General features: G+C 39.0%; 10 protein-coding genes. All 10 read right to left on the reverse strand.

The window, feature by feature from the left end; genetic code table 11:
- Positions 1-4 precede the first annotated feature (4 nt).
- Positions 5-847, reverse strand: a complete 843-nt coding sequence (locus GLW08_RS05075) for a carbohydrate ABC transporter permease (protein WP_202406187.1) — start codon at positions 845-847, stop codon at positions 5-7.
- Position 848: 1 nt separating this feature from the next.
- Entirely contained in the window at positions 849-1,724 is an 876-nt protein-coding gene (locus GLW08_RS05080) for a carbohydrate ABC transporter permease (RefSeq protein WP_237458308.1), read from the reverse strand.
- A gap of 64 nt (positions 1,725-1,788) precedes the next feature.
- Complete coding sequence (locus tag GLW08_RS05085) at positions 1,789-3,078, reverse strand: ABC transporter substrate-binding protein (RefSeq protein ID WP_160847454.1); 1,290 nt, start codon at positions 3,076-3,078, stop codon at positions 1,789-1,791.
- Between the two features lie 268 nt (positions 3,079-3,346).
- A complete protein-coding gene (locus tag GLW08_RS05090; RefSeq protein ID WP_160847455.1) occupies positions 3,347-4,321 on the reverse strand; it encodes a substrate-binding domain-containing protein in 975 nt (324 codons plus the stop codon).
- Positions 4,322-4,508: 187 nt separating this feature from the next.
- Positions 4,509-6,464, reverse strand: coding sequence for a beta-galactosidase (locus GLW08_RS05095; RefSeq protein ID WP_160847456.1), 1,956 nt, complete (start codon positions 6,462-6,464; stop codon positions 4,509-4,511).
- On the reverse strand, positions 6,465-7,412 hold the full coding sequence (locus GLW08_RS05100) for a DUF5107 domain-containing protein (protein ID WP_160847457.1): 948 nt from the start codon (positions 7,410-7,412) through the stop codon (positions 6,465-6,467).
- The gene (gene galT / locus GLW08_RS05105; RefSeq protein ID WP_160847458.1) at positions 7,405-8,946 is read right to left on the reverse strand and encodes a UDP-glucose--hexose-1-phosphate uridylyltransferase; all 1,542 of its coding nucleotides are present in this window, start codon (positions 8,944-8,946) and stop codon (positions 7,405-7,407) included. Before galT ends, GLW08_RS05100 begins: the two co-directional genes overlap by 8 nt.
- Positions 8,947-8,961: 15 nt before the next feature.
- The gene (galE, locus tag GLW08_RS05110; RefSeq protein ID WP_160847459.1) at positions 8,962-9,951 is read right to left on the reverse strand and encodes a UDP-glucose 4-epimerase GalE; all 990 of its coding nucleotides are present in this window, start codon (positions 9,949-9,951) and stop codon (positions 8,962-8,964) included.
- Positions 9,948-11,123, reverse strand: a complete 1,176-nt coding sequence (locus GLW08_RS05115; RefSeq protein WP_160847460.1) for a galactokinase — start codon at positions 11,121-11,123, stop codon at positions 9,948-9,950. The genes galE and GLW08_RS05115 overlap by 4 nt, the downstream gene beginning before the upstream one ends.
- 9 nt (positions 11,124-11,132) lie before the next feature.
- Positions 11,133-13,373 carry an alpha-galactosidase gene (locus GLW08_RS05120; RefSeq protein ID WP_160847461.1) on the reverse strand — a complete coding sequence of 747 codons (2,241 nt, stop codon included), beginning with the start codon at positions 13,371-13,373 and terminating at the stop codon, positions 11,133-11,135.
- Between the last annotated feature and the right edge of the window lie 6 nt (positions 13,374-13,379).

A 13,379-nucleotide genomic window follows, 5' to 3' on the forward strand; every position in this document is an offset into this window, starting at 1 on the left:
ACTTTTACTTGATTCCTGTTCCAGATCCGCCAAGTCCTTGTAAGATATACCGTTGAGCGATGATATATACGATGACTAATGGAATCGTAGAAATAGTCAAAATGGCCATAACCTGATTTGTATAAACAGGCGGCGTAGAATTAATATTTGTAATCGCTACCTGAAGGGGGTACTTACTCGAATCGGTTAATACCATTAATGGCCATAAGTAATCATTCCAACTTGCAATAAACGATAGTGTTCCTACTGTGGCAATTGCAGGCTTAGACATTGGTAATACGATTCTCCAAAATATAGTCCAGTAGTTGGCTCCATCCAACTTTACCGACTCGATGATTTCATCTGGCACGGCCATAAAGAAATTCCTGAATAGGTAGATAAAAAACATGTTGGCAATCATCGGTAAAATTACCGCAAGTCGTGTATTTAATATCCCTAAGTCATGGGCAACTGTAAATTGGGTGATGATCAACGTTTCAACGGGAACAATCAATAGTGCGATTAACACTCCAAACAGTACTTTTTTGCCTTTAAAATCAAACTTAGCAAACGCATACCCTGCCATTGCATTGATTAAGATGGAACCTGCAGTAACAGCTATGGAATAAGTTATACTGTTGAACACATACTTCAGAACATTAAATCGATCGAATAATTCTTGATAGGTCGTGAACCAATCTGACGGATTCAAAGATGGAATCATAGACTGAATACCACCCATATCCGAATAGACTTCCGACTCTGGTTTCATAGAAGAGGCGATCATCCATATTAGAGGAAAGATAAAGATACATGCCAATAAGATTAATAACACGTATTCAATTATCTTTTTCAATCGTTTATCCATATTACTCATCCTCCTTCGAAACTTTACTTTGGATAAGCGTAACAAGACCAATCAATAGTCCAAATACAACGGTCATCGCACTGGCATAACCAATCAGTCGATCTGAAAAACCAGATTGATAGATATAATAGACTGGTGTCATCGTCGAGTTCATTGGCCCACCTTGCGTCATAACCATTGGTTGTATGATTAATTTAAAGGAGGCAATCAAGGTCGTAATCATAATTAAAATGGTAGTAGGCTTTAACAATGGCAATGTGATATGAATAAAGTTTTGCCACTTATTTGCTCCATCAATTTTACTGGCTTCATAGACATCAGAAGGAATATTCTGAAGTCCCGCCAGGAAGATAAGCATTTGATAGCCTGCTCCCTGCCATGCTGATACGAATACGATCGTATAAATGGCTTGGTCCGGACTCGTTAGGAATGGTTGAGGGTCAAATCCTATTTGCATTAAGACTTCATTGATTAATCCCTCGGACGGATTTAATAAATATAGCCAAAGCACAGAAATAACAACAAGAGATAATACAACAGGCGCGAAATAAGCCACCTTAAAAAACATATTCCCTCTACGCTGTTTATTAATTAATAAGGCTAGTCCTAGTGCTGCCCCTACCTGTACAGGAATAACACATAAAACAAAGATAGCGATGTTCTGTAAACTTCTCAAAAAGGTAGGGTCTGAGAAGATTTCAATAAAATTCTCAAAACCCACAAAAGTACGATCCTGAGGTGTCAATAAGTAGTAGTCAGTAAAGGAATAATAAATAGCCATAATCGCTGGTATAAGCAAAAATAGTCCAAGTAATACTAATGCTGGTAACAGAAATGAATAGGCTACTATATTATGTTTAGCGTTTATACTTTTCAATTTTTCTACCCCCTTTTGAAAAAGAATCCGACTTGGGGTTTCACCAAGCCGGATTACTAGTTTGTTACTCTAAAGCCTTATCGATTTCCTTAGCCTTTTGATCTAGTAATTTTTGTATATCGTCGTTTTTATCAGGATAAGTCAAATCTAAAATGGTTTGCTGGAACACTCTACTCACCTGTGGATATTCAGGTAACACCGGTCTAGCGTGACCAGATTTAGCATTTTGTTCAATTAATACTTGCATCTGAGGAGATACTTCTTGTTTCACTTCATCGATAATGGACTTAGAAGCTGGTAAGACACTATTCTCTAAAGAAATTTTCTTAAGATTTTCTGGTTTTGTCATGAAATCAATAAAGGCTCCAGCTGCTTCTTTTTTCTCGGTAGAGGCAGCCATAGCATATTGCCATGCTCCAGAAGGAGAAACAAGTTCATTCGTATCAGGAGATGTTGGATAAGGCATGACACCATATTCTACATCAGGATAGCTGTTCGCCATTTCCGCAATTGTCCAAGAACCAGTTAGTTTTAACGGATACTTCCCTGTCTGGAATCCTTTTTCAACAGGTGTTTTCGTTGTATAGCCTTCTGCAACTAAGTCTTGTACAAAGTTCATAGCCTGCACACTCTTATCGCTATTAAATGTTCCTGTTGCCTTTGTTTTCTCGTCGTTTACAATGTTTCCACCTTGTGACCATAGGAAAGGGGTAAATGCATACATTAACCATTCACTTTTAGTATCTAATCCCATTTCCACAGCTGGTACATCATATTCTTCCGTTAACGTAGCAGCCAATTCTTTAAATTCTTTCCACGTCCAAGGATCCTCAACTGTTGGTAGTGTGGATAGATCTACTCCTGCATCCTTTAGCATTTGTTTGTTATAGAAAATACCAACGGACGATTCTGAATAACCTACTGCATATAACTTGTCATTATAAGTACCTTGCTCAATAATGCTTGGTAATAAATCATCTTTATTGCTGATATAATCGCCAACCGGAGCAATGATTCCTGACTTCGCATAAGCAGCGGTATTAGGACCATCCAATGTTAAAACATCTGGTAACGAGTCGGTCGTCAGTGCAGCGTTAATTTTATCTTCATATCCTCCACCGCTTCCGCTTCTAGGTATAAACTCCATTTTTGCTGTGTAACCATTCTCATTTTCTTCATTAAACTGATCCACTATGTCTTGCATAGCTTTTGCTTCTGCTGTTTCTTTAGATGTATGGAACCAAACAGATACTTCATTTTTACTTTCACTAGATGCGTTTTCACTTTCCCCATTACAAGCGGTCATAACCATAGCTATTACTGCACAAATTAACAAAACCGAGAATTTTTTCATTTACTTTTCCTCCCCTGATTAATAGATTAAATACCTTATCCAAAAACTAGAAATGAATTCTACCAAAAGTAGAATTACATTCGCTAACTTGTAAGCGCCTAAACAAATAATATGTCATCCGGTTTCATATGTCAACCGGATGACATATTATTTATGAAAATTTTCTCACAATTATACAGGTGTTTTTGTGAGAATAAAGTTTCGACTAAACCCTACCATGAGACATCGATGTACCTTTAAGGCCAAGTATAAAGTGGAGATGATCCACTTACACTCTGGTTGTCTCACTCTCAATTAATCTCACAGGTAAAATCGTCTCAAGTGGAAGGCTCTCGTCATCACCATCAATTTGTTTCATTAATAGTTCTAATGCTTTCTGTGCAATATTTTCAATAGGCTGTTCCACTGTACTTAATTCCGGAAATATACTTCTTATGGTTTGGGTGCCATCATATCCTATAACTTTCACATTGTCTGGAACAGAGAGGTTTCTTCTTTTCGCCTCTTGAATCACATTTGAAGCTATCAGATCATCACTAGCGAATATAGCTTCTACTTGAGGATTTTCATCAAAAAGTTGTCCAATGACAGGTGAATCCGTCTCCTCTACTTCATATGTAAGTGGCTTAAGATCATGGGCACGCATAACATCTTCATATGCTTTTCTTCTTAAGTTAGCTGGTGTGTCCAAATCACTTGGACCATTTATATGAATCACTTTTTGACATCCTTGGCGAATAAGCAGTTCTGTAGCCAATTGCCCACCATGATAATTATCACTAGATACTACAGGAATCTTACTTGATAGATTTCGATCAATCCCTACTACAGGAAGATTAGTTGACTCATATTCTTCAATCTCTTTATTATGAGCACCTGCAATTATTCCATCCACCTGATTTCTTTGAAGCATCTCTAGGTATTCTTTCTCCTTATCTTCACGGCCTTCACTATTGCATAGCAACACTTTATAACCTAAAGAAGAAGCGATATTTTCCAAATGAAAAATAAGCTGCCCATAAAAAGGATTACTGGTTGTAGGGAAAATAAGCCCTATTAAAAACGTTTTATTAATATATAATGAACGAGCCACTTCGTTTGGGTAATACTTCAATTCTTTCATGGCATCATGAACTTTCTTTCTCGTTTCTTCACTTATGTACCCTCGATCATTCAACACTCTCGAAACAGTCGTGGGCGATACACCTGCAACATTCGCAACATCGGCAATTTTCGGCTTCACACTAACACTCCTCCAATCTATATAATTATAGTTTATCATAATAGTAAGACGAGGAGACAGGTTCCTCGTCTTACATAAATATAGATACCCCTGTTTTGGGTGAGGAACCTGTCCCTCCGTCCCATTCCATATATGATGTGCCCAGTCCCCTACTGCTTAAGCGGGATTGGCACCTTAAAAAAAGCGTTTATTCAGTTTGCACAATCGTACTCTCATAAGGGGCTAGTGACAGGTGATTCACTTCTTTCTCTTGATGTGAATGATTTAAATAAAACGTGTACCGCTCACCATCTACTTGTCTAGTATAGATTTCCACACCTTCAGGAGACTCGTGGTATTCAATCTGATGTTTAGTAACAATCGATTTGACTATTTTTCTCAATCCGTCTACATCAACTCCAGCTCCAATGTAGTACGCTTCACCTTCCCCATATGTGTTCTTTGTAACAGCAGCATAGTCTTGATAAAATGAATCATTGTAGTGATACAAGACTTCTGCACCTTCTGGGATAATCAAATCACGCCATATAGTTGCTGTTGTTTCCTTTTCAGCTTCTTCGTTCTCACCTTTTAGTGGGATTTGATGCTCTGCTGATAGAGATTCAATTTCCTCCACCCGAATACCCGTAAGGTCTGCGACAGGTCCTGGTAAGGATTGCCCAAAATAAATCGTATTATCCTTATCCTTCAAACCAGTTCGAAATGAGAACATAACCGTTCCACCAGAATCAGCAAACGCCTTCAAACGATTTGCTAATTCAGTACTTAATATTTGCATAACGGGGACAAGCACTACTTTATAGGAAGAAAAATCTCGTTCAGCTGGAATAACATCAATGGATGTATTCAACTCATAAAATGGCTGGTATAGACGTAATATTTCATTGTTAAAATCAAAATCCTTGCTTTGAATTTGAGAGCGCCAAGCCCAAATGTTCTCATAATCATATAAAACCGCTACATCTGCTGTGATAGGTGATTCCAGTAGGGTTTCATAGTCCTTCATTTCAGTAAATACTTCCTGTGCTTCATGATATTTGCGTCCATAGCGATTATCGTGGTCAACTACACCAAAACAGAATTGCTCAGCACCTCTAGTCATTGCCCGCCAGCGAAAGTACAACATGTTCGAGCAACCATGGGCAAACGCCTGATACGACCAAAGTTTCGCTTGGTTTGGTCGTGGTAGGTACCCAATCACATCATGCCCTTGCGCACTAATTAGCTCTTCGACAATCCAAAAGTTTTGCCCCTGTAAACCACGATTAAAATCATGTCCTAAGGCAACGGCTGCAGGGGGGAGAGGTTCTTCAAGGCCACCCCAAACTGGGTAATTATCATAAGATACAAAATCCATCGGTCTGAGATTTTCTTCATGATCGAACCATTTATCAAAAAAACCACCGGAAACATTTGTGGTAACTTGTTGATGCTCACCTTTTTCCTCTTGAATGATTTTCGTCATTTCATGGGTGTACTGGTTAACAGAAAAGGAACGAAAACGTGCCCAATCTAACTTTAGACTTGGATTATGGGTCGTAACGGTTGGTCGAGGAGCTGGGATTTCACTGAAATCATTATAGGTTTGCCCCCAAAAAATAGTCCCCCACCGTTCATTTAATTCAGTAATGTCCTCATATTTTTCTCGTAAGTATGTTTGGAACGCTTGTTCACATTGATTACAATAGCATTGATCACTACCTTCATGACCAAATTCATTATCCACTTGCCACACTACAATTGCTTCTTCTTCTGCATAATGCCGCACTAGTTCCCTTGTAATTTGTGCACTATATTTTCGATAAATATCAGAATTAAAGCAATATTGACGACGACCACCGAACGCTCGAACTGTTCCATATTCATCTTCCGATAGAATTGATGGGTATTGATTTGCTAACCAAGCCGGGAATGTAGCTGTGGGTGTTCCAAACATAACCTTAAGGTTATGTTCTTTTGCTCGTTCCAAAACACTATCAAAAAAAGTAAAATCAAACTGACCTTCTTTTGGCTCCATCAAGTGCCAGGCGAATTCCCCAATCCGTATCATATTTGCACCTAACGCTTTTATCCCCGATAAATCCTCTTCCATTTGATGTGCTGACCAATGTTCTGGATAATAGTCCACTCCAAAATAGCTCATTTATAAACCTCCGATTTCCATGGTAAATGTCCATTCATACGAACCATTCGTTGGTATACGAGATACTTTATTTATTTTATCGGCTACATAAACATCGTCATATACACCTGTGCAGGGTTCTAAGGCAAAATTATAATCGCCTCTGTAACCTCCGTGGGTTTTCCAAACGCCCAAATATGGTACTTTTTCTGGAGGGAAGGTGTACGTAAGTTTTCGACCTATGTCGGATTGTTCAACACCACACCAACCTTCTTTTAAAGGCTTCGTAAAGTAAAACTTTTCTATATTGCCAGCTTCTTTACGTTCCATCACTGCTAGATTATGAGGTACATTTGTCTTCTTAGAGGTAGTCATAGGGAAAGTATGAATGTGTCCCCATCCCCCTAAATGTTCGGAATCCACTTCCACTGACATTACTTCATTTAAATCTGAAGGCACCACTATGGTCGATTGCTCTGTGATGTTTAGGAGAGCATGAGGCGTCCAAATAAAAGGAAAATCAACGTTTCCGGTATTAATAGCCTCATAATAAAAAGATAGCCTTCCCCCATTTAAAGAAACTTGTTTTTTTAACCTATAAGGAAACCTCGGACTTTCTACTTGCATGTATATGATTCCTTCATGTTCTTCTACTTCCCATGGCAATGCCCACACTTCGCCGTGATCCGGTATCTCTTCCCAATCATTAGGATGGGGGCCTTGGTCAATGCCTGGGAACATTTCATCAAAACCACTCGAGTCATAATCTGGGAATGGTGCCCCATATTCGGGTATGGCAAGCGTGTTCTCATTACTTTGATATAACCATTCATAGTCTGCTTTTTTATCATATAAGCTTGCTAGTTTCCCTCCATAATCAGGTAAAAAGGTGCAACTTAACATGTTATTTTCAACTACGATAGCTCGTAACCCCTTATACGTTGTTCTTCTCGTCCTCTCTTTAATCATGGTTAGCCACCTCTATACACGCCTGTTGGATGAATGCCAAGAACGCCTCTTGCCCCTCAAGGGTTTGTTTAAAAACACCCGCATGTTCTAATACTTCAGAGAACCGTTTTCCGATTTCATCTTGAAGCACTTCTTGGATATTAGTAGTTGAACAATCCTTTTTTGCTAAAATCTCTCTTGCCCAGGGAACATGTTTTGCAGTATTTTCGTTTGCCATTGCTCCATCTAGATTATCACTCTCCATATAGTGGGCAAGTTCTTTCATTTCTTCTATTAACCTACCGGGTAGAACAGCAAGACCCATCACTTCAATCAACCCTATATTCTCCTTCTTTATATGATGAACAGAGTCATGAGGATGGAATATGCCCATAGGATGCTCCTCACTCGTACGATTATTTCGAAGCACTAGATCAAGTTCATATTTTCCATCTCGACATCTTACTATAGGAGTAATTGTATTATGGCACTCTCCATTGGTTTCTGCATAAATACCTACATCTCGATCACTATAGTTTCGCCAACTATTTAATAACTCTCCCCCGAGCTCACTAATGCGCTTTCTGTCTGAACCTTTAAGCCTTAAAACAGACATTGGCCAATGTACGATTCCTGACTCAATATCCTCATACCCAGGGATTGTAATTTCATTACGGATGGGCGCTTTGGCCATCGGAAATTCATGATGACCTCCTTGGAAATGGTCATGACTTAGAATTGACCCTCCTACAATGGGTAAATCTGCATTGGAACCAATAAAATAGTGCGGGAATTTTGAAGAGAAATGAAGGAGACGATCAAACCCCTCTTTTGATACTTCCATGGGGCGGTGCTGCTCTGAAAGTAAAATAGCATGTTCATTATAATAAACATAAGGAGAGTACTGGAGGTACCATTGCTCTTCTTCTAATTCAACTGGAATTAATCGATGATTGTCTCGAGCCGGATGATCCAGTCTTCCAGCATACCCCTCATTTTCCTTACATAATAAACAACGTGGGTATTTTATTTCTTCTTTTTTCGCTCGAGCAGCTGCTATTGCTTTTGGATCTTTCTCAGGTTTAGATAAATTGATAGTAATCTCTAAATCACCATACTCCGTGCTACTATACCAATGCATATTTTTCGCAATTCTATCAGTTTTAATATAATAAGAAGCTTTTGATAAATGATAGAAATAATCCGTAGCTGTGACAGGACCTTTCGTGTTATAAAAATGGTTGAATTGGTGAATGACCTGAGACGGAAATGGAATTAATTTATTCATGATTTTGGCATCAAACAAATCACGCTCCGTAATCGTGTCATCCTCAATTAATCCTTTGTCACTCGCGTAATCTAGTAAACGAGACAACACACTTACAAGGTCCATAATCGGTTTACAAGAAGGGGGCATTTCTGTCGGTTGATAATTTTCTAAGCGAAATAAAGACAGCAATTGATTTCGAACGTAATCTACATCCCACTTCTCTATCAGTTGTTGATTAACTCCATATTGAATTAGTAAATCAATATCATGATAAATGTTGTTCATTTCAATCGCCCCTTGTTAAGATGAATAGCCATCAGGATGTTTTCGACACCAATTCCATGCTGTTTCTATCATTGTCTCTAAATCCGAATAATTAGGCTTCCAACCCAGCTTATTTTTTGCTTTTTCAGAAGAAGCTACTAATTTGGCTGGATCACCAGGCCTCCTCGGTGCAACCTCTGCTGGGATGGGATGACCCGTCACCTGTCTTACTGTTTCAATTACTTCTTTAACAGAGAAACCATGCCCATTCCCTAGATTATAGATATCACTTTCTGCACCTTTCTGTAGAGCTCGAACTGCTAAAAGGTGGACATCTACCAAATCGTTCACATGGACATAATCTCTTATACACGTTCCATCAGGAGTATCATAATCATCACCAAACACCATAATTTTTTCTCGTTTCCCCAGTGCAACTTGTAGAATGATAGGAATTAAATGGGTTTCAGGCCGATGATCTTCACCTAATCTACCATTTGGATCAGCACCAGCTACATTGAAATATCTAAACACAATGGAACGAATGCCATGCGCTTGTTCCGCCCATTTGAGCATCTTTTCAATCGCTAGTTTCGTCTCTCCATAAGGATTGGTTGGTATGGTAGGGTCTGATTCTAAAATTGGGATTTGATCCGGTTCCCCATAGGTTGCTGCAGTAGAAGAGAAGACGATATGCTTTACATCATTCTTTGCCATTGTTTTCAATAGGGTGATAGCGCCTCCAACATTGTTATCATAGTATTCTAGTGGTTTTTCGACACTTTCCCCAACTAAGGAATTAGCAGCAAAATGAATAACGGAATCTATCTTGTTATACTGAAAAACATTATCTAGAAATTGTTCATCCCGCATATCCCCATCATAAAATGTAGCTTGTTCTAAGACTGCACTTCGATGACCTGTCTGGATGTTATCAATAACAACAACCTCTTCTCCTTGATTAAGTAATGATGCAACAGCATGACTTCCGATATATCCTGCACCACCACAGACTAAAACCGTCATATTGTCACTCCCTCTTCTAGCTTTTTAGCACCATCGCTAATATTCACGATATAGAAATCAGCTTCCAAGCCTGTAACTTGCTTATATTTCAACCCAACCTGTTCCTTAAACCTCTCTACGTCCATTTTTTTAACTATACTGATTGTGCAACCACCAAAGCCTGCACCAGTCATTCTAGACCCTATCGCCCCTTCTTCCCATGATGCTTCGACTAGTGTATCTAATTCAAGACCAGTTACTTCATAATCATCACGTAATGATATATGTGATTCATTCATTAACTTACCAAATGCTTGGATATCTCCAACTTTTAATTTTTCAACTGCTAAGATGGTACGACGATTTTCATAGACTGCGTGACGAGCTCGTTTACAATCTTCTTCATTTTCTATAGCATGGCTCAATTGCTCAAATTCAACCTCTGTTAAATCTCCTAAAGACTGAATTGGGCTATGCATTTGCAGTTGAGCAAGCGCTCGTTCACATTGTTCTCGACGGGTGTTATAAGCAGAATCCGTAAGTCCACGTCGCTTATTGGTATTAGCAATCACAAGAACTTCTTCATTTAATTGTAAAGGTGTGTAGTGATAATCCAACGTTTGACAATCTAGCAATATAGCATGATTTCTACGCCCCATTCCAATTGCAAATTGGTCCATAATACCACAGTTCACACCAACAAATTCATTCTCAGCTCTTTGTGAGATTTGAACCAATTCGACCATATCAATGGGAAGGTCATTTACATCTCGTAACATCACAGCTGTTACTAACTCAATGGAGGCGGAAGAGGATAGGCCAGCTCCATTAGGAATATTACCGAAGTACACGACCTCTAACCCATAGTCCAATTGGTATCCTTGCTCTTGCAAACTATAAGCTACTCCCTTCGGATAGTTAGCCCAATTGTGATCGTTCTCATAAACTAATGAGTCAAGATTTACTTCGACTATTCCTTTTCCTTCAAAATTCATAGAATATAAACACAATTTTTTATCCATACGTTTCCGAGCTACCGCATATGTCCCTGTATCTAAAGCGACTGGGAACACATGCCCTCCGTTATAATCCGTATGTTCTCCTATTAAATTTACACGACCTGGTGCAAAATAGCTCTCTATGTTCTGATCATCACCAAATATATCCACAAATGTTTCTGTTATCGTTTGCATATCATCACCTCAATCTTCCCCCTTCACCCTAGTTATCACCCATAGCTGTGAAGTAAAATCCCCAAAGTCGTATGGTCTTCCATCTGGAACCCCAGTAAACGGTGTTTCCATTGGGATACCAAGCGTCATTAACTCATCTCCATAGAATAGTGTAGAAAAACCTGTTACTTTATACATTTCTCCAGGATCTAACCCCTTTAACACCAAGCTTTGAAACCCTGGGTTAGGTTTAGCTAACATTCGATAAAACCCTACAATCGCCTCTGATTGATCATTCGAAACGGACATCCAAGCTGTTTCATTCTGATGGTTCTCAAAAGGACTAATCAATCGAAAGAACGTCCCCTTTTGAATAGTGGAACGATGTGTTTTGTAGAACTCTATCTGCTCCTTCATTTGTTGCCTTGATGCTTCATCCAGTTCTGTTATATCCAACTCATACCCAAGCATTCCGAAGAAAGCGACGTTTCCTCTTGTTCTTAGTGATGTGGTTCTTCCCACTTGATGATTTGGAGTAGCGGAGACGTGTGCTCCCATTGAACTCAATGGATAAACGAGTGAAGTTCCATATTGTATGGACAGTCTTTCCATAGCATCAGTATTATCACTAGTCCACCCCTGAGGAGCATAATAGAGCATACCTGGATCAAACCTTGCCCCACCACTTGCACAAGATTCAAATAATACTTCGGGAAAAGCAGAAGTAAGTCTTTCATACAACTCGTAAACCCCTAACATGTAACGATGAGATACTTCTTGCTGTTGATCGGGTGGCAGTGCTTGTGATCCTACCTCTGTCATATTACGATTCATATCCCATTTAATATAATCGATTGGCACCTCCGCTAATATACTAGACACTTGTTGATAAATAAAATCTACAACCTCTTGTCTTGAAAAATCCAATACATATTGGTTACGCCCATGAGAGGAGTATCGATTGGGTACATGTAAAATCCAATCTGGGTGCTCCTCATATAACTCACTCTTTTTAGAAACCATCTCTGGCTCAAACCACAAGCCAAACTTCAGTCCCTCTTGTCGAACTTGTTGAGCAAGATGTTTTAACCCATTAGGTAATTTTCGTAAGTCAACATACCAATCTCCTAATGAGGTTGTATCATCATTGCGTTTACCAAACCATCCATCATCCAGGACGAACAACTCTACACCAAGTTCCTTTGCTTCTCGAGCAATATTTAGCAGTTTATCTTCTGAAAAATCGAAGTAAGTTGCTTCCCAGTTATTGATTAATACTGGTCGCTCACGATCGCGCCATTTTCCACTTGCCAATCGATTACGAAATAGGGAATGATACGTTTGACTTAACCCATTTAATCCCTGATCACTATAAGCCATTACAACCTCTGGTGTTTGAAAGGATGTTCCAGGAGCCAGCTTCCATCGAAACTCAAATGGATGTATTCCCATCGATACTCTTGCAACATCGTAATGATCAACTTCTACTTGAGCAAGAAAATTACCACTATACACAAGACTGAAACCCATTGCTTCCCCTTGGTGTTCTGTCGTATGAGGGCGTTTTAATCCTATAAAAGGATTTTGTTGACTACTACTTGCTCCTCGTAGACTAGATACAGCTTGTATTCCTGGTTGTAGCTTCCTTGTTTTCATATGTCGTTCTCTTATCCAACTTCCGGACAGCTGAACAAGTTCATAATCATCATCGACTAAATCCAACGATGCGCTTAAGACGCGATTAAGGTAGATTACTTCTTCTCCTTTATTATGAAAAGAAGCTGAACGTGTCACTATATCTCGTTCATTAAAGACAGTGTACAAAAGAACTAATTCCATATTGATAACATCATCATATAATGTTATTTCTAAAGATGTTGCTTCTTCCTCTTTTTCTGTATAAACTGCTGGTAATCCGTCCAGTGACGGTTTCCCTTTCAACAAACGGTAGCCCTGATACGTAAAATTACTGATTCGACTTCCATTGGAAGCTTCGATTTGGAAAGCGGGCTCTCTATAATCCGTCGTTCCATATGAAGGATACTCTTGCCGCTGCAAATCTAAAGAAAATTGTAAGTCCTCTTCATATACAAAGGAGGTAGCTCCACGTGTTTCTTCTTTATACAAATGAGAAAAGCTGTCACGATGGCTTATACGTTTTCCAAAATGAATATGCCCTAATTGACCATTACGCATTACCCGCATTATATAACTTGTATTTTTCCCTTGAAGATGAAACTCTTTTGAATCGGTATTAATGTGTATCGGCATATCTCA

Origin of the sequence: Pontibacillus yanchengensis, from assembly GCF_009856295.1 — a bacterium.
Taxonomy (GTDB): Bacteria; Bacillota; Bacilli; order Bacillales; family BH030062; genus Pontibacillus; species Pontibacillus yanchengensis_A.